We start from the raw sequence: 16,799 nt of genomic DNA, 5'->3' as shown, positions 1-16,799 counted from the left end.
AGCTCAGTCCTTCCCCTTGCCGTCGTCCCCCTTGTCGCCGTTCCCGTTGCCGGTGTTGCCGCCGTTCCCGTTCTTGCCGCCGGGCGAGTGCGCGTGGTCGGGCTCCTTGCCGTTGTCGCCACGCGGTGCCTCGTGGTCAGCCGGAACGCTCGCGATCTGCTCGGACGTCGGGTCCACAGCCGTCGTCGCGTTCTGCGCTCCGGGGTCTTCCTCCGATGCCTGCTCGGCCACTGCGCTCGGCGTGGTGCGAGGAATCGGGTCATCCCCGTTGCGGCCGACGACCTCGACCGGAGCCGTGAGCACGGCACCGAGGGCGAGCGCACCGACGGCGGTCAGGCCGAGCGCGGTCTGCAGCATCGCTGTGCTGCGCCGGCTGATCCGGCGCCTCCCGCGAGCGCCGCCACGAGGAGAACGAGCGCGGGGCGGCGAGGTGATCACCGCGGTCGGCCCCGTGGGGATGGTCGACGCCGTGGACGCGGCCGCCGGCAGGATCGTGCGCGCAGCGGGTGGCGCCGGCGCGTCCATCGTCCTCAGCATCCGCCCCACCTCCGCCGCGGACGGCCGCATCTCGGGATCGATGCTCGTCATGCGCCGCAGCAGCGCGTGCCATCCGGCGGGGAGGTCCTCGGGGATCTCGGGCGGGGTCGAGAGGCGGACGACCGCGGACTCGACTCCCTCACCCGGCGCATACGCCGGTCGACCGCTCAGCGCCTCGATGAGGATGAGTCCGAGAGCGTAGACGTCGACGGCGGACCTGGCCTCCGCTCCCCTGAGGAGTTCGGGCGCGATGTAGGTGAGCGTGCCGAGGACGATGCCGGGCGAAGTGAGCCGCGGGTCGCCGACGATCGTCGAGATGCCGAAGTCGACGATCACGGGGGACGCGGTGTCCCCCTCGCGACGCGGGGGCCGCAGGATGATGTTCGACGGGGTGAGGTCGCGGTGCACGAGGCCCGCCGCGTGCACCGCTCGCAGGGCATCGGCCAGCTCGGCGGCGAACTCGGCGACCTGGGCCGGCGGCATCCGCTCCTGGGCCAACACGCTGCGCAGCGTGGGACCGTCGACGAGCTCGAGGACGAGGTACTGGGGGCGCCCCGGTGCGAGCCGTGAGTCGAACAGCGTCACGATCCCGGGGTGGTCGAGCGCGGCGAGCGCCGACTCCTCGAGATGGGCGCGCTCGACCGGGACCATGTCGGGGCCGTCCTGGCGGATCATCTTGATCGCGACCGTGCGGCCCAGCACCACGTCGGCGGCACGATACACGGTCGCCATTCCCCCCGTGCCGACCGGCTCCTGTAGCCGGTAGCGGCCGTCGAGGAGCGCCTCCGTGACCATCTCCGCACTCGTCAGCATCCTCGTCCGTTCTCTCGTCGACTCCGCCGACCGTACGCATGCGCGCGGCGGCTGTCACAGGGGTTGACGTCGCGCCTCGGAGCAGTCGTCGCGCGATACCGTTGACGCATGACCGCTCCCGTTGATCCGACACATACCGCCGCCTGGTCCGAGCTCAGCGCTCTCCACGACGAGATCACCCCCGATCTGCGCGGCTGGTTCGCCGCAGATCCCGACCGCGCCGCGAGGCTGTCGCTGCCCCTGGCCGATCTGCACGTCGACCTGTCGAAGAACCTCGTCACCGACGACGTGCTCGCCGCCCTCGTGCGTCTCGCCGAGCAGACCGGCGTCGCCGAGCGCTACGCGTCGATGCTGCAGGGCTCGCACCTCAACACTTCGGAGGACCGTGCCGTGCTGCACACGGCGCTGCGCCGACCGGCCGGCTCCTCCCCCGCTCTGGTCGTCGACGGGCAGGACGTCGACGCCGACGTGCAGTCCGTCCTCGATGCGCTCACCGCCTTCGCCGAGCGCGTGCGCGGCGGCGAGTGGCTCGGTGTCACCGGCAAGAAGGTCACGCACGTGGTGAACATCGGCATCGGCGGCTCCGACCTCGGACCGGTCATGGTCTATGAGGCTCTGAAGCCCTACGCGGATGCCGGCATCCAGGCGCGTTTCGTCTCGAACATCGACCCGACCGACCTCGCGCAGAAGACCGCGGATCTCGACCCCGAGACGACGCTGTTCATCGTCGCCTCCAAGACCTTCACCACTCTGGAGACGCTGACCAACGCGCGTCTCGCCCGCGACTGGCTGTGGGCGGGGCTCACGGCATCCGGTGCGATCTCCGGCGACGACGACTCGCGCACCGATGCCGTCGCTCACCACTTCGTGGCGGTCTCGACCGCACTCGACAAGGTCGCCGCGTTCGGCATCGACCCCGTCAACGCCTTCGGGTTCTGGGACTGGGTCGGCGGACGCTACTCGGTCGACTCCGCGATCGGGCTGTCTCTGGCGATCGTGCTCGGCCCCGACGCGTTCCGCGGTCTGCTCGCGGGCTTCCACGCCGTCGACGAGCACGTGCGCACGACCCCGCTCGAGCGCAACGTGCCCGTGCTGATGGGTCTGCTCAACATCTGGTACAACAACTTCTTCGGCGCGCAGTCGCACGCCGTGCTGCCCTACGCTCAGCAGCTCAGCCGCTTCCCCGCGTACCTGCAGCAGCTGACCATGGAGTCCAACGGCAAGTCGGTTCGGTGGGACGGCTCGCCCGTCACGACCGACACCGGTGAGGTGTTCTGGGGTGAGCCCGGCACGAACGGCCAGCACGCGTTCTACCAGCTCATCCACCAGGGCACGCGCCTCATCCCCGCCGACTTCATCGCGTTCGTGAACCCGGCGTACCCGCTGGTCGACGGTGAGCAGGACGTCCACGCGCTGTTCCTGGCGAACTTCCTCGCGCAGACCAAGGCGCTGGCGTTCGGCAAGACCGCGGAAGAGGTCGAGGCCGAGGGCACCACGGGCGCTCTGGTCGCGGCTCGCACTTTCGCGGGCAACCGCCCGACGACGTCGATCTTCGCCCCGGCGCTCACCCCCGAGGTGCTCGGCCAGCTCATCGCGCTGTACGAGCACATCACGTTCACGCAGGGAACGATCTGGGGCATCAATTCCTTCGACCAGTGGGGTGTCGAGCTCGGCAAGCAGCTCGCTCTGCAGATCGCTCCGGCGATCGAGGGCGATGCGGATGCCGTGGCGGCCCAGGACTCGTCGACCCAGGCGCTGCTCGCGTACTACGCGGCGAACCGCACGTAGCACTCGCACGGAGGGCCGGATGCCGTCGGCGTCCGGCCCTCCATCGTGTCAAGGCCCTGCGCTCCGGGCCGGGCGCATGCCTACCGTGCGGCATGGTCTCCGAACTGAACGCTCTTCTGATCAACTGCACCCTCAAGCCCTCGCCCGCTGAATCGAGCACTCACGTGCTCGGCGAGCAGGTGCTCGTCGCTCTGGCTCAGCACGGCGTCGCCGGCGACCGCATCCGCGCGGTCGACCACCGCATCCTGCCGGGCGTGCGGACCGACGAGGGCAAGGGCGACGAGTGGCCTGAGCTGCGCGAGCGCGTGCTCGCCGCCGACATCGTCGTGTTCGCGACCCCGACGTGGATGGGCCAGCATTCCAGCGTCGCCCAGCGCGTGCTCGAGCGCTTGGATGCCGAGATCTCCGAGACCGACGATCAGGGACGTCCGACGCTGTTCGACAAGGTGGCGGTGGCGGTGGTCGTCGGCAACGAGGACGGGGCGCACCACATCTCGGCGATCCTGTTCCAGGCGCTGAACGACGCTGGCTTCACCGTCCCCGCGCAAGCCAGCGTCTATTGGAACGGCGAGGCGATGCATGGCACCGACTACAAGGATCTGACCTCGGTCCCCGAGAAGGTGACGCAGGCGACGCAGACCGCCGTGGCGAACGCGGTGCACCTGGCCCGGATGCTGAAGGACGAGGGGTACTCGGCCTGACCGGGATCCGGTCGGGGTTCGCCGACCGGACATTTCCATATTTCGCATAAGTGCTATATTGCGAATATGACAGTCCTCAGCCGAACCCTGGCCGGCTCTCTCGATACCACTCCGATCCTCGATCACGAGTCAGCGGAGGTGCGACGGCTCGTCGAGCGCTCGCGTGATGCGGCAGCATCCGAGGCTCCCCTCGGCGTGCTCGCCGCGGCGCACGGGATCATCAGCGCCGAGGTCAAGGCGGTGTACTCCGTCGAGGAGCGGACGCCCGCATCTCGCACGCTGGCACGCGGCTTCGGCTCGTGCAGCCAACGACTCGCCGCGCTGGAGAGCACATCGCGCGCGATCGGTATCCCGACCCGGGTACGGGCGCTACACATCGATCGGGCGTTCTGGTATCCGCGGTTCCCCGTCATCCGCTTCGCTCTGCCGCGGCAGGTGCTGCTCATCTGGCCGGAGTTCGACGTGGGCGGATGGCGTCCGGCATCCGAGCTGTTCGGGCCGATCGGATGCCGCGGCGGTGGCGCATTCACCAACAGCGGTTCGGAGACTCTCTTCGAGGCGGCAGGCCGATGCGCGATCGACTGGGACGGGACCACCGGCGGAGAGTTCGACCTTTCACGATTCGTGAAGGCCGACCACGGCCGCTTCGCGAACAGGGACGACGCGTTCCGTGAGCTCGGCCAGACGCTGCGCACTCCGGTTCGCCAACTGGCGGAACCGGTGCTGCGGCGAGTTGCGGCCTGAAGCCCGCACAGACGGCGAAGGCCCGATTGGAGACTACTTGCAAGGTTGGCAGCACACCTTGCCGCTGATCTCTCTGTGCCGCGAGGGATCGCGGCACAGAGACGGAACCGTGTTTCCAAGCCGGGAACTCACCCTTCGGTCCGGGGGCTCGAGTCCCCGAGAGCTGTTCCACCCGGCAGGGGTCGGGTTCGAATCGAGAACCCGAAGACGACGATAGGCGGGAAAAACACCGCGGCAACGACGAAGGACAACACCCACTCAGGAGTCTCGGTGCCTTGAAGAGCGAAGAGAACAGCTCCGGTGAGTCCAAGTGCCCAACCAACCACACCTAGTAGCTTTCCTGCCCCGTCAACTCGTCGGCCTCCCACACTGGCTGCTCCGTGTGCCGCAGAGCGCATGAGTTGCCCAACGCCGCCAAGAACCAGCCCGACGACCACGTAGGAAGTGAGCATCGCGATCATGTCGGTCTGCGTCGTTCCGACCTCTAAAGCACGTGTTGCGGAGATGAATGGAAGCGCGGCTCCCGCTGCGTATCCAACCGATGCGAGAACACCCCAGAAACTCCTACGACGCAGCACCCATTTCAGGATGCCCGAATCCCTACCCACGTCCGCCCTTAGAAGTCCCAGTCGTCGTCCTCTGTGGCCTCGGCCTTGCCGATGACGTAGGACGAACCCGACCCGCTGAAGAAGTCGTGGTTCTCGTCGGAGTTCGGCGACAGCGCCGACAGGATCGCTGGGTTCACGTTCGTGACCGTCGACGGGAACATCGCCTCGTAGCCGAGGTTCATGAGCGCCTTGTTGGCGTTGTAGTGCAGGAACTTCTTGACGTCCTCGGTCAGACCGACGCCGTCGTAGAGGTCCTGCGTGTACTGCACCTCGTTGTCGTAGAGCTCGAACAGCAGGTTGAAGGTGTAGTCCTTCAGCTCCTGACGACGCTCCTCGGTCTCGTTCTCGAGACCCTTCTGGAACTTGTAGCCGATGTAGTAACCGTGCACGGCCTCGTCACGGATGATGAGGCGGATCAGGTCGGCCGTGTTCGTCAGCTTCGCCTTCGACGACCAGTAGATCGGCAGGTAGAACCCCGAGTAGAACAGGAACGACTCGAGCAGCGTCGACGCGATCTTACGCTTCAGCGGGTCATCGCCCTGGTAGTAGTCCATGATGATCTGAGCCTTCTTCTGAAGGTTCGGGTTCTCGGTGGACCACCGGAACGCCTCGTCGATCTCCTTGGTCGACGCGAGCGTCGAGAAGATCGACGAGTAGCTCTTCGCGTGCACCGACTCCATGAACGCGATGTTCGTGTATACGGCCTCTTCGTGCGGCGTGATCGCGTCGGGTATCAGCGACACCGCTCCGACTGTGCCCTGGATCGTGTCCAGCAGCGTCAGACCGGTGAACACTCGCATCGTGAGCAGCTGCTCCTCCGGCGTCAGCGTGTTCCACGACTGGATGTCGTTCGACAGCGGCACCTTCTCGGGCAGCCAGAAGTTGTTCACCAGACGGTTCCAGACCTCGAGGTCCTTGTCGTCGATGATGCGGTTCCAGTTGATCGCCTGTACGTCGCTGACGAGCTGTACCTTCTGCCGGGTCATTCTTGGTTCCTCATTCCGCCCTGAGCGTTGTGTTGATCTTCAATGCAGTATGCGCATGTTTCGCTGAACATGCTTTTGTTGGTGTGGTGTCTCGTGTGTGCGCTGCGCCGGCTCGACGGTTGTGGCCGTCCCTTACGCACCGCTGACATCTTCGCGCGAGTCTCCGCGCTCGCTGTCTTCCCGAAGTTGGGGTTGTTCTCTCCCCGACGCATCTCGGACAGCCGCGCCTTGGCCTCTTCCGACATTCGATGCCCGTAACTCGGATGCTGTGCTCCGAACTTACCGAAGTTCGGATTCTTGGCGCCGGAGTTCATCCCTTTCCGTTCGGCGGACCACTTCGCCTTCAGCTCCTCCGAACGATGGGTTCCCCACATCGGATGCTCGGGTCCGGAACGGATGTCCGGCCGCTTCCGCCCGTGCGACCGCTCACTCGCAGCCGCGCGCTGTTCCGCAGTCCACACGTAGCCGCGCGGGCCGAGACCACCATCGGAAAGATTGAGAAGAGGGTGTCCCTCTTCTCGCAGCACTGCGATCCAGCGTTCCTCCGCCGCACCGAGGGCCTCGAGATCGTCGCCCATCACCAGCTCCATCGGCTGGAAGTACACTTCTTCGCTCTCTCCGTCGTGCTTTCGCAGCCAGTCGTAGAACGGTGACTTTCTTCCTGCCCTGCTCAGCTTGAGATGCTGTCGACGCCTCACATCCACGGATTTCGTGGTGATACCGACGTAGCGGAACTCCAGGGAGTCATAGCGTCGGACCGCGTAGACGATGCCGATGAACGGCAACACTCCTACACGATCCGACGCATCCGACATGTCTACGGCATCCGTGTCACAGCATGCACGACACGCAAGCGTCCAGTTCCGTACCTTCGAGCGCCAGCTGACGCAGACGGATGTAGTAGATCGTCTTGATGCCCTTGCGCCATGCGTAGATCTGCGCCTTGTTGATGTCGCGCGTGGTGGCGGTGTCCTTGAAGAACAGCGTCAGCGACAGGCCCTGGTCGACGTGCTGCGTGGCCGCGGCGTACGTGTCGATGACCTTCTCGTAGCCGATCTCGTACGCGTCCTGGTAGTACTCCAGGTTGTCGTTCGTCATGAACGCGGCCGGGTAGTAGACGCGACCGAGCTTGCCTTCCTTGCGGATCTCGATCTTCGACGCGATCGGGTGGATCGACGACGTCGAGTTGTTGATGTACGAGATCGAGCCGGTCGGCGGAACCGCCTGCAGGTTCTGGTTGTAGATGCCGTGCTCCTGGATCGACGCCTTCAGCGCCTTCCAGTCGTCCTGCGTGGGGATGTGCTTGCCCGCGAAGAGCTCCTTGACCTTCTCGGTCGCCGGAACCCACGCCTGGTCGATGTACTTGTCGAAGAACGTCCCCGACGCGTACGTCGAGTCCTCGAAGCCGTCGAAGGCCTGCTTGCGCTCGATCGCGAGGTTGTTCGAGGCGCGCAGCGCGTGGAACAGCACGGTGTAGAAGTAGATGTTCGTGAAGTCGACACCCTCCTCCGAGCCGTAGAAGACGTGCTCGCGGGCGAGGTAGCCGTGCAGGTTCATCTGGCCGAGGCCGATCGCGTGCGAACGGTCGTTGCCGTCCTCGATCGAGCGCACCGAACGGATGTGGCTCTGGTCGCTCACAGCGCTGAGCGCACGGATCGCGGTCTCGACGGTCTGGCCGAGGTCGTCGGCATCCATCGACAGCGCGATGTTCATCGAGCCGAGGTTGCAGGAGATGTCCTTGCCGATCTGGTCGTACGACAGGTCGTCGTTGTACGTGGTCGGCGTGTTCACCTGCAGGATCTCGCTGCAGAGGTTCGACATGTTGATGCGACCCTTGATCGGGTTCGCCTTGTTGACCGTGTCCTCGAACATGACGTACGGGTAGCCGGACTCGAACTGGATCTCCGCGATGGTCTGGAAGAACTCGCGCGCGTTGATCTTCGTCTTCTTGATGCGCGGGTCGTCGACCATCTCGCGGTACTTCTCGGTGACCGAGATGTCGCCGAAGGGCACACCGTAGACCTTCTCGACGTCGTACGGTGAGAAGAGGTACATGTCCTCGCCGTTCTTGGCGAGCTCGAACGTGATGTCGGGCACGACGACGCCGAGCGACAGCGTCTTGATGCGGATCTTCTCGTCGGCGTTCTCGCGCTTGGTGTCGAGGAAGCGCATGATGTCGGGGTGGTGCGCGTTGAGGTACACCGCACCCGCGCCCTGACGGGCACCGAGCTGGTTGGCGTAGCTGAAGCTGTCTTCGAGCAGCTTCATGACGGGGATGATTCCCGAGGACTGGTTCTCGATCTGCTTGATCGGCGCGCCGGCCTCGCGGATGTTCGACAGCAGCAGGGCGACGCCGCCGCCGCGCTTGGAGAGCTGCAGGGCGGAGTTGATGCCGCGGGCGATCGACTCCATGTTGTCCTCGATGCGCAGCAGGAAGCAGCTGACGAGCTCGCCGCGCTGCGCCTTGCCCGCGTTGAGGAACGTCGGCGTCGCCGGCTGGAAGCGACCGGAGATGATCTCCTCGACGAGGTTGACGGCGAGCTTCTCGTCGCCGGCCGCGAGCGCGAGGGCGGTCATGACGACGCGGTCCTCGAAGCGCTCGAGGTAGCGCTTGCCGTCGAAGGTCTTCAGCGTGTAGCTCGTGTAGTACTTGAACGCGCCGAGGAAGGTCTCGAAGCGGAACTTCTTCGAGTACGCGAGGTCGTTGAGCTTCTGTACGAACTCGAACGAGTAGGCGTCGATGACGGCGCCCTCGTAGTACTCCTTCTCGACGAGATAGTCGAGACGCTCCTTGAGGGAGTGGAAGAACACCGTGTTCTGGTTGACGTGCTGCAGGAAGTACTCCCGCGCGGCGCGCTTGTCGGCGTCGAACTGGATCTTGCCGTTGGCGTCGTACAGGTTGAGCATCGCGTTGAGCGCGTGATAGTCGAGCCCCTCGAACGCGGGGTTCCCCTTGAACGCCACCGTCTCGGTCACCGAAGCTGCCACTGTCTTTCCAATCCGTCGGTCACGTGATCGACATCGTCTTGTGTGCCGAAGATCTCTAGCCGATACAAGTGAGGCACGTGGCACTTGCGGCTGATGATGTCGCCGGCGAGGCAGAACGACTCGCCGAAGTTGGTGTTTCCTGCGGAGATGACCCCACGGAGGTGATGCCGGTTGCCCTCGTCGTTGAGGAACCGGATCACCTGCTTGGGGACGGCGCCCTTCTCGACGCCGCGGCCCTCGCCCCCGCCGTAGGTGGGGGTGATGAGCACGAAGGGCTCGTCGATGACGAGCGGTTCGTCCTGCGCTCGAAGCGGGATGCGTCGGGCGGGGAGCCCGAGCTTCTCGACGAAGCGTGCCGTATTGCCCGAGACGCTGGAGAAGTAGACCACGAGCGGCGCGGCAGTGGCTACGGCGCTCATGGTGGGTCAGGCCAGGCGCGAGGCGAGCTCGTCGATCTTGTCGGGACGGAAGCCCGACCAGTGGTCCTCGTCGGTGACGACGACAGGCGCCTGCATGTAGCCGAGCGACTTGACCTGCTCGAGCGCCGCCGGGTCCTCCGACAGGTCGTGGATCTCGTACTCGATGCCCTTGGCATCGAGGGCACGGTAGGTCGCGTTGCACTGAACGCAGGAAGGCTTCGTGTAGACGGTGATCGACATCGTTGATTCCCTCAAATCTCAGGTTTGTCCGGCAGGCCCCCGCCGGGAGTTCAATACTACATATGGGTGCCGACATTGGAGGCGACCACAAGGGGTAGTAGTTACATCCGTGTAGTTTTCCACCGCTCTCCCCATTAACAACACAGGTTCTCCACCGTTTCTTCCACAGCTCCGAGGCCATCGAAGTCGTCGTCGAAACGCGGAATCCCGCGGGTTCGAGCGGCCCTGTCGGAATCCATCCACAGGCCGCACGCTACGCCGGGCCTCCGACATCCGTTTTCCTGTGGAAAGAGCGTCTCGGCGTGTCGCGGCGTGTCGCCGTCAGCGGTTCCAGACGGGCGGTGTCGGCATCCGTCCGGATCGTCTCTCGAGCTCCGCGGCGAGGGCGATGATCGTCCCTTCACCACCGGGCCGTCCGATCAGCTGCACGCACACCGGATGTCCCGTGCCGTCGGTCATGACCGGCACGACGAGCGCCGGCAGGCCGGCGACGTTCACGAAGCTCGAGTACGGCGCGTAACGCACCTGCTGGGCGAAATTGCGGGCCGCGTCCTCGGGGTCGAACCACCCCACCGGTCGTGCGGGCTCGGCGAGAGCGGGCGTCAGCACGGCATCGAACGGTGCGAAGTCGCTGATCGTCCGCCTCTCGAAAGCGGATGCCGCGGCCAGGGTGTCGAGCACCTCGCGTCCGCTGAGGCGGCGCCCCTCGCGCACGAGCCAGGCCGTGATCGGCTGTACGAGGGCGAGCTCGGTATCCGTCAGCGTCATGCGCGCCGCACTCATCCGCCACAGCGAGGTGAACATCTCCGCGTATCCGCGCGGACGCCAGTCGAACGCGTCGACCCCCGCGCCGGCATCCGACAGCAGACGCGCGGCCACGTCGACGGCATCCCGCATTCCCGCATCCAGGCGGATGTCCTCGTCGTCGTCCCAGGGAGATACCGTCGTGACCCCCACCCTTGCGGATGCCGCGCCTTCCTGCACCGCGCGCGAGAACGATCGCACAGGACCGGCTCCGGTCGCGAAGGAGTACGGCCGCCCGGCGACCTGCACATCGAGCAGCAGGGCGGCATCGGCTACCGTCCTCGCGATGGGCCCGGCCACGGCGAGGCCGCCGGCGCTGTCGAGACCGGATGCGAAGGCGATCCTCCCCCGCGACGGCTTGATGCCGACCAGGCCGGTGGTCGCCGCCGGGATCCGGATCGACCCGCCGGCATCGGATGCCGGTGCCAGCGGCAGCAGTCCGGCCGCGACCGCGGTCGCTGCTCCGCCGCTCGATCCACCGGCGCCGGCGCCCGGGCTCCAGGGATCGCGTGCAGGCGGCGCGATCAAGGACTCGGTGTAGCCGGTCATCCCGAACTCCGGCGTGTTCGTCTTGCCGAGGCTCACCCCGCCGGCCTCGTCGAGCACGGCGGCCTGATCACCCGTCTCCGAGGGCACGAGATCGCGGTGCAGCAGCGAGCCGTACCGCGTGGGCACTCCGGCGCGGGGCACCAGATCCTTGTCGCCGAGGGGCAGGCCCCACAGCGCCCCGCGCGGCTCATGCTCCTGCAGCGCGCGAGCCCGATCCCGCGCGGCCCGGGCGGTGACCTCGACGAATGCGCCGAGTCCGGCGTCGAGGCGCGCGATGCGGTCGAGGTAGTGCTCGACGAGCTCCACGGGCGAGACGTTCCCCCGACGCAGCTCCTCTCGCTGCTCGATCGCGGAGAGGTCGTGCAGTTCGGGCATGGATCCGACGATACGGGAGTCGCGCGGAGCCCGCCCGCACCCGGTAGCGTTGCCTGGTGGCGGGATACGGTGACCTTCTTCGCACGCCGGGCGTGGCGCGCATGATCGCAGCTCAGCTCACGGCGCGATTCCCCAACGGCATGAGCTCTCTCGCGATCCTGCTGCATGTCGAGCAGCAGACCGGCTCCTACGGCGCCGCCGGGCTCGTCCTCGCCGCGACGAGCGTCGGTCAGGCCGTCGCGGGTCCGCTCACGAGCCGCTGGATGGGCGTCTGGGGCATGCGTCGGGTCATCACCCTCACGCTCTCCGTGTGCGTGCTGGCGATGCTGGGCCTCGCCGTGCTGCCGCTCTCGCTTCCCGGCTACATGATCCTCGGCATGGTCGCCGGGCTCTCCACCCCGCCGATCCAGGCGGCCGTGCGCACCATCTATCCGAAGCTGGTCAACTCCCGCCAGCTCACGCCCCTCTTCTCTCTCGACGCGTCGCTGCAGGAGATCATCTGGATCCTCGCACCGGTCGTGATCACCCTCGTCTCGACCCAGGTCGGCACGATGGAGGGCCTGCTGCTCGTGGCCGTCTTCCTCGTCGGAGGCGGATCGTGGTTCGTGCTCTCCCCCGAGGTCGGGCGCGTGCGCATCCCGCGCAGCCGCAACGCGCTCGGCAAGGTCGTGCTCAAGCCACCCGTGCTGCTCGCCACCGTGATCGGCTTCCTCCTCATCGGTGCCTGCTCCGCCGTAGAGGTCGGCGTGGTGGCGACCTTCGAGCACGGCAGCCTCGAGGCGGGTCTCGTGCTGGCGGTGTTCTCGGTCGGCAGTCTCGCCGGCGGGCTCGCCTTCGGACACCTGCCCATCGGCCCCTGGGCGATGGCGCGCCGGCTCGCGGTCGTGACGGTCGGCCTGGCCCTGACGATGGTGATGCTGAACGTGTTCTGGCTCGGCGGCACCCTCATCCTCGCCGGTATCGGCATCGCGCCGGCACTGGCGATGCTGTTCGCGATCACCTCGGCCAGCGTGAAGTTCAGCGAGACGGCCGAGGCCTTCGGCTGGGCGGGCACCGGTCAGCTCATCGGAGCCGCCGCAGGCTCGGCGGTCGCGGGATTCCTCGTCGATGCCACGGATTGGCGCGGAGCCTATCTCGCCGCCACTCTCTTCGCCGGGGTCGGACTTCTCGTGGCGATCGTTTTCGTCCGTGCGATCCCCGATCTGCGCGGCCGCGACGCCAGTCCTGCTCCCGACACCGAGCCGTTGCAGGTCACGCCGTCCTAGGCTGGTGCCATGCCCGCCCCGCTCACCCTTCCCCGCATCGCCTGGGGAGACCCGGCATCCACCCGTCGTGCCCTGCTCGTGCATGGACTCGGCTCCTCCGCAGCCCTCATGTGGCGCCTCGGCGATGCGCTCGCGAGCGCCGGCTGGTACGCGGTGGCGGTCGACCTCCGAGGGCACGGCGACGCTCCCCGCGCGCTCGACTACTCCGTCGCCGCCTACGCCGCCGACCTCGCGCTGGTCGCCCCCGACGGCGGTGGAGCGTGGGATGCGGTCATCGGCCATTCCCTCGGCGGCGCCGCCAGCACCTCCGCCGCGGCATCCGCCCCGGAGTGGACGCGACGTCTCGTCCTGATCGATCCGGCGCTGCTGGTCTCCGGCCGCGACGCGTCGATCGTCCGCAAGAGCCAGGAGCGTGCCTTCGCCGACAACCGTCTCGAGGCCGTCCGGCAGGAGCATCCGCACTGGCATCCGCAGGATCTCGAGCTGAAGATCGACGCCGTGCACCGCGCGAGCGCGTGGGCGATCGCGCAGACGAGTGCGCAGAACGAGCACTGGGACGTCACGGAGGATGCCGCGCGCCTCACGATCCCCACCCGCATCATCGGCGCGGACCCCGCGGTGTACAGCCTGTTCACCGGCGACACCGCCGAGCGCGTTCTCGCCGCCAATCCCCTGATCACGATGTCAGTGGTCGACGGCGCGGGGCATTCGCCGCACCGCGACGAACCGGAGGAGACGATCGAGCACCTGCGACGGGCCCTGTCATGAGCGTCTTCGATCCCACCGCCTACCTGCCCGACGACCTGATCGAGCGCATCCGCGAGCGCGCGCCGATCCATGATCGGGAGAACACGTTCCCCCAGCAGGACCTCGATGAGCTGCGGGAAGCCGGCTACCTGTCGATCCTCGTTCCGGCGGAGCGCGGAGGCGCGGGGCTGAGCCTCGCCGAGGCGGCGGTCCTGCAGCAGCGTCTCGCCGGCGCCGCGCCCGCCACGGCGCTCGCGATCAACATGCACCTGGTGTGGACCGGAGTCGCGAAGGTGTTCAGCGACCGGGGCGTGCCCGGACTCGAATTCGTGCAGGACGGAGCCGCCGCGGGTGAGGTCTTCGCGTTCGGCATCAGCGAGCGCGGCAACGACCTCGTGCTGTTCGGCAGCGAGACCGCTGCGGTCCCCACCGGCGACGGCGGCTACGCCTTCACCGGAACCAAGATCTTCACGTCGCTCGCCCCGGTATGGACGCGCCTGGGACTGCATGGGCTCGACACGACGAGTCCGGACGCTCCGAAGCTCGTCTTCGCGTTCGTGGAGCGAACGGATGCCGTCACCACGAAGGACGACTGGGACACGCTCGGCATGCGCGGCTCGCAGTCGCGCACGACGGTGCTGGACGGTGCGATCGCCGACGCCGCGCACGTCGTGCGCCGCCTCGACCCCGGACCCAACCCGGACCCGATCGTGTTCGGGATCTTCTCGGTGTTCGAGATCCTCCTCGCCTCGGTGTACACCGGCATCGCGCGTCGAGCGCTGGACCTCGCGGTGCAGACCGTGCGGACGCGCACCTCCCTGAAGACCGGACTCGCGTACAGTCAGGATGCCGACATCCGCTGGCGCATCGCCGACATGGCCCTGGCCTACGACGCTCTCCCTCCCCAGATCGCCGCGCTGGCCCGGGACGTCGACGAACGTGCGGATCACGGCCCCCGCTGGTTCACCCTGCTGTCCGGCGTCAAGCATCGGGCCGTGACGATGTCGAAGCACGTCGTCGACCAGGCGATCCTCACCGCGGGCGGTTCCTCCTACTTCTCATCGAACGAGCTGTCCCGTCTCTACCGCGACGTGCTCGCCGGCCTCTTCCACCCCTCCGATCCCGAGTCGGCGCACGCCACCGCGGCGAGCGCCTGGCTCGGACCACTCGAGTCCTGACGGTCTCTTTCGTAGGATTCAGCCAAGAAAACTGCGGAATCGGTTGCTCGATGTGAACTCTCGGTGCGAAGATCGCACCATGGGTTCGACCAAGAAAGTTCTCGCACTGGATGACGTCTCGAAGACGATCATCGAGTTGCTGCAGGAGGACGGCCGCCGCTCCTATTCCGACATCGGGCGGGAGGTCGGACTCAGTGAGGCCGCGGTTCGCCAGCGCGTGCAGCGCCTGACCGAGTCCGGAGTCATGCAGATCGTCGCGGTGACCGATCCGATGCAGCTGGGCTTCCACCGTCAGGCGATGATCGGCATCCGCGTCACCGGCGACGCCCGCGTCGTCGCCGAGGCCGTCGCCGAGATCGACGAGATCGACTACGTCGTGATCGCCGTCGGATCCTTCGACATCCTCGCCGAGGTCGTGTGCGAGGACGACGACGATCTGCTCGCACTGCTGAACGACCGCATCCGTCCGATCGAGGGCGTGCTCTCGACCGAGACATTCATCTACGCCAAGCTGCAGAAGCAGCTCTACAACTGGGGGACCAGATGAGCACCACACCGACCGAAGCCGAACTCCAGGCGATGGCCAAGGACCATCTCTGGATGCACTTCACGCGCCAGTCCACGATGGACAAGTCCGGCGTGCCGATCATCGTCAAGGGCGACGGGCACCGCATCTGGGACTCCAAGGGCAAGGAGTACATCGACGGGCTCGCGGGCCTCTTCGTCGTGAACGCCGGCCACGGCCGCCGCCGCCTCGCCGAGGCTGCCGCGGCGCAGGCTTCGGAGCTGTCGTTCTTCCCGCTCTGGTCGTACGCGCACCCCGCAGCGATCCAGCTCGCCGACCGCCTCGCCGACGAGGCGCCGGGCGACCTCAACCGCGTGTTCTTCTCCACGGGCGGCGGCGAGGCCGTCGAGACCGCCTTCAAGCTCGCCAAGCAGTACTGGAAGCTGATGGGCCAGCCCACCAAGCACAAGGTGATCTCACGAGCTGTGGCCTATCACGGCACGCCGCAGGGCGCCCTGGCGATCACCGGCATCCCCGCGATGAAGGCGATGTTCGAGCCGGTCACCCCCGGCGGTTTCCGCGTGCCGAACACGAACTTCTATCGCGCGGCCGAGATGGGCGCTCCGGCCGAGGACCTCGAGGCCTTCGGGCGCTGGGCCGCCGACCGCATCGAGGAGATGATCCTCTTCGAAGGACCCGAGACGGTCGCCGCGGTCTTCCTCGAGCCGGTGCAGAACTCGGGCGGATGCTTCCCCCCTCCCCCCGGCTACTTCGCCCGGGTGCGCGAGATCTGCGACAAGTACGACGTGCTGCTCGTCTCGGACGAGGTCATCTGCGCCTTCGGACGTCTCGGACACACCTTCGCCTGCACGGGCCTCGGCTACGTGCCGGACATGATCACGTGCGCGAAGGGCATGACCAGCGGCTACTCGCCGATCGGCGCCACCATCGTGAGCGACAAGGTCTACGAGCCGTTCTCGAAGGGCGACACGACCTTCTACCACGGATACACGTTCGGCGGTCACCCGGTCTCGGCCGCTGTCGCCCTCGAGAACCTCGCGATCTTCGACGAGGAGAACCTCAACGCCCACGTGCGGGAGAACTCACCGCTGTTCCGTGCCGAGCTCGAGAAGCTCGGCGACCTGCCCATCGTGGGCGATGTCCGCGGCGACGGCTACTTCTTCGGCATCGAGCTGGTGAAGGACAAGACGACGAGGGAGACCTTCGACGACGCCGAGTCCGAGCGGCTGCTGCGCGGCTTCCTCTCCCCCGCGCTGTACGAGGCCGGTCTGTACTGCCGCGCCGACGACCGCGGCGACCCCGTGATCCAGCTCGCTCCGCCGCTGACGATCGGCCCGAGCGAGTTCCGCGACATCGAGCAGATCCTCCGCGACGTGCTCACGCGGGCCCAGGGGGTGCTCTAGCTGTGATGTCCAGGCAGGTTGTTGAGCCTGCTGATGGGTGGGGCTCCGATGGCGGAGTGGCGCCTGTGATGATTGTAGAAGTGCATCCAGGCGGGTAGTGCTGCTCGCCGTTCGGTCTCTGATTCGTA

The 16,799-nt window shown here is 66.9% G+C and carries 15 protein-coding genes and 1 pseudogene; 8 read left to right on the top strand and 8 right to left on the bottom strand.

Annotated features, from left to right (window positions below):
- Nucleotides 1-3 precede the first annotated feature (3 nt).
- A complete protein-coding gene (locus ACI3KS_RS12425; RefSeq protein ID WP_404918726.1) occupies nucleotides 4-1,350 on the bottom strand; it encodes a serine/threonine-protein kinase in 1,347 nt (448 codons plus the stop codon).
- Between the two features lie 108 nt (nucleotides 1,351-1,458).
- Here ACI3KS_RS12425 and pgi point away from each other — a divergent pair, with 108 nt between their 5' ends.
- From pgi to ACI3KS_RS12410, 3 genes are all read left to right on the top strand, one after another.
- A complete protein-coding gene (gene pgi, locus ACI3KS_RS12420; RefSeq protein WP_404918724.1) occupies nucleotides 1,459-3,138 on the top strand; it encodes a glucose-6-phosphate isomerase in 1,680 nt (559 codons plus the stop codon).
- A gap of 92 nt (nucleotides 3,139-3,230) precedes the next feature.
- Nucleotides 3,231-3,839 (top strand): flavodoxin family protein, encoded by a 609-nt coding sequence (locus tag ACI3KS_RS12415; RefSeq protein ID WP_404918722.1) that lies wholly within the window; start codon nucleotides 3,231-3,233, stop codon nucleotides 3,837-3,839.
- A 66-nt stretch (nucleotides 3,840-3,905) separates the two neighbouring features.
- Entirely contained in the window at nucleotides 3,906-4,583 is a 678-nt protein-coding gene (locus ACI3KS_RS12410) for a hypothetical protein (RefSeq protein ID WP_404918720.1), read from the top strand.
- Nucleotides 4,584-5,199: 616 nt separating this feature from the next.
- Here ACI3KS_RS12410 and nrdF read toward each other — a convergent pair.
- The 6 genes from nrdF to ACI3KS_RS12380 all read right to left on the bottom strand — a co-directional run bounded on the left by nrdF (nucleotide 5,200) and on the right by ACI3KS_RS12380 (nucleotide 11,552).
- Nucleotides 5,200-6,177, bottom strand: coding sequence for a class 1b ribonucleoside-diphosphate reductase subunit beta (gene nrdF / locus ACI3KS_RS12405; RefSeq protein ID WP_404918718.1), 978 nt, complete (start codon nucleotides 6,175-6,177; stop codon nucleotides 5,200-5,202).
- Complete coding sequence (locus ACI3KS_RS12400; RefSeq protein WP_404918716.1) at nucleotides 6,174-6,992, bottom strand: NUMOD3 domain-containing DNA-binding protein; 819 nt, start codon at nucleotides 6,990-6,992, stop codon at nucleotides 6,174-6,176. The genes nrdF and ACI3KS_RS12400 overlap by 4 nt, the downstream gene beginning before the upstream one ends.
- 16 nt (nucleotides 6,993-7,008) lie before the next feature.
- Entirely contained in the window at nucleotides 7,009-9,153 is a 2,145-nt protein-coding gene (nrdE, locus tag ACI3KS_RS12395) for a class 1b ribonucleoside-diphosphate reductase subunit alpha (protein WP_404918714.1), read from the bottom strand.
- A complete protein-coding gene (gene nrdI / locus ACI3KS_RS12390; protein ID WP_404918712.1) occupies nucleotides 9,150-9,584 on the bottom strand; it encodes a class Ib ribonucleoside-diphosphate reductase assembly flavoprotein NrdI in 435 nt (144 codons plus the stop codon). The genes nrdE and nrdI overlap by 4 nt, the downstream gene beginning before the upstream one ends.
- Nucleotides 9,585-9,590: 6 nt before the next feature.
- The gene (nrdH, locus tag ACI3KS_RS12385) at nucleotides 9,591-9,824 is read right to left on the bottom strand and encodes a glutaredoxin-like protein NrdH (protein WP_067118559.1); all 234 of its coding nucleotides are present in this window, start codon (nucleotides 9,822-9,824) and stop codon (nucleotides 9,591-9,593) included.
- Between the two features lie 321 nt (nucleotides 9,825-10,145).
- Entirely contained in the window at nucleotides 10,146-11,552 is a 1,407-nt protein-coding gene (locus tag ACI3KS_RS12380) for an amidase (RefSeq protein WP_404918709.1), read from the bottom strand.
- A 56-nt stretch (nucleotides 11,553-11,608) separates the two neighbouring features.
- Between ACI3KS_RS12380 and ACI3KS_RS12375 the strand changes: the two genes are divergently transcribed.
- The 5 genes from ACI3KS_RS12375 to ACI3KS_RS12355 all read left to right on the top strand — a co-directional run bounded on the left by ACI3KS_RS12375 (nucleotide 11,609) and on the right by ACI3KS_RS12355 (nucleotide 16,671).
- On the top strand, nucleotides 11,609-12,817 hold the full coding sequence (locus ACI3KS_RS12375) for an MFS transporter (RefSeq protein WP_404918707.1): 1,209 nt from the start codon (nucleotides 11,609-11,611) through the stop codon (nucleotides 12,815-12,817).
- A gap of 9 nt (nucleotides 12,818-12,826) precedes the next feature.
- Nucleotides 12,827-13,585, top strand: coding sequence for an alpha/beta fold hydrolase (locus ACI3KS_RS12370; RefSeq protein ID WP_404918705.1), 759 nt, complete (start codon nucleotides 12,827-12,829; stop codon nucleotides 13,583-13,585).
- Nucleotides 13,582-14,742: an acyl-CoA dehydrogenase family protein gene (locus tag ACI3KS_RS12365; RefSeq protein ID WP_404918703.1), complete on the top strand. Its 1,161-nt coding sequence runs from the start codon at nucleotides 13,582-13,584 to the stop codon at nucleotides 14,740-14,742. Before ACI3KS_RS12370 ends, ACI3KS_RS12365 begins: the two co-directional genes overlap by 4 nt.
- Nucleotides 14,743-14,821: 79 nt before the next feature.
- A complete protein-coding gene (locus tag ACI3KS_RS12360; protein ID WP_404918701.1) occupies nucleotides 14,822-15,289 on the top strand; it encodes an Lrp/AsnC family transcriptional regulator in 468 nt (155 codons plus the stop codon).
- On the top strand, nucleotides 15,286-16,671 hold the full coding sequence (locus ACI3KS_RS12355) for an aspartate aminotransferase family protein (RefSeq protein ID WP_404918699.1): 1,386 nt from the start codon (nucleotides 15,286-15,288) through the stop codon (nucleotides 16,669-16,671). The genes ACI3KS_RS12360 and ACI3KS_RS12355 overlap by 4 nt, the downstream gene beginning before the upstream one ends.
- Here the strand turns inward: ACI3KS_RS12355 and ACI3KS_RS12350 are convergent.
- A pseudogene (locus ACI3KS_RS12350) lies at nucleotides 16,668-16,799 on the bottom strand (IS481 family transposase); the annotation flags it as partial. The gene ACI3KS_RS12355 and the pseudogene ACI3KS_RS12350 overlap by 4 nt on opposite strands.

The organism is Microbacterium sp. ZW T5_45 (assembly GCF_044987415.1).
In the GTDB taxonomy this organism is placed as follows: Bacteria; Actinomycetota; Actinomycetes; order Actinomycetales; family Microbacteriaceae; genus Microbacterium.
This window is presented reverse-complemented; position numbering and strand designations above follow the sequence as displayed.